Here is a 433-nt window from a genome sequence, read left to right on the forward strand (position 1 = left end):
TGCAATTCTCGGTCGGGTTGTTGTCAATCGGCAAGTGTCCGGTTTCGGCGTAGCGACAAAGCGCCGGCCAGCGTTTGAGGCTGTAATCTAAAGCCTTGGCAGTGGCGCCGCCAGGTGCGGTTTTGGCGCGGGTTGCCATGAGCCAAGCGTGCAAAGAGGCTAGTGCCGGTAGGCTTTTTTCGGCGCGTAAAGCTTGCCGCTCAGCAATGGTCAGGGTCTTAGCTTCGGCTTCTACCGCATATAGCTCCGCTATTCGGTTTAGCGCCTCTAACGCTATCGGGCTGTGATTAGCCTGGTGCAAGTCAAAGAATTTGCGTCGGGCATGTGCGAAACAACCGAGTTCTATACAGGCACCGGCGTCGCCAGTGTCAGTAAATAAGGCCTTATAGCCGGCATAATCATCGACCATGAGATGGCCTCGCCAATCGCCGAG

1 protein-coding gene is annotated in these 433 nt (G+C 55.9%); it reads right to left on the minus strand.

The window, feature by feature from the left end:
• A partial coding sequence (locus VZ94_RS21760) for an IS66 family transposase (protein ID WP_045780852.1) occupies window positions 1-433 on the minus strand: 433 nt, incomplete at both ends.

It is taken from the genome of Methylocucumis oryzae (assembly GCF_000963695.1).
In the GTDB taxonomy this organism is placed as follows: Bacteria; Pseudomonadota; Gammaproteobacteria; order Methylococcales; family Methylomonadaceae; genus Methylovulum; species Methylovulum oryzae.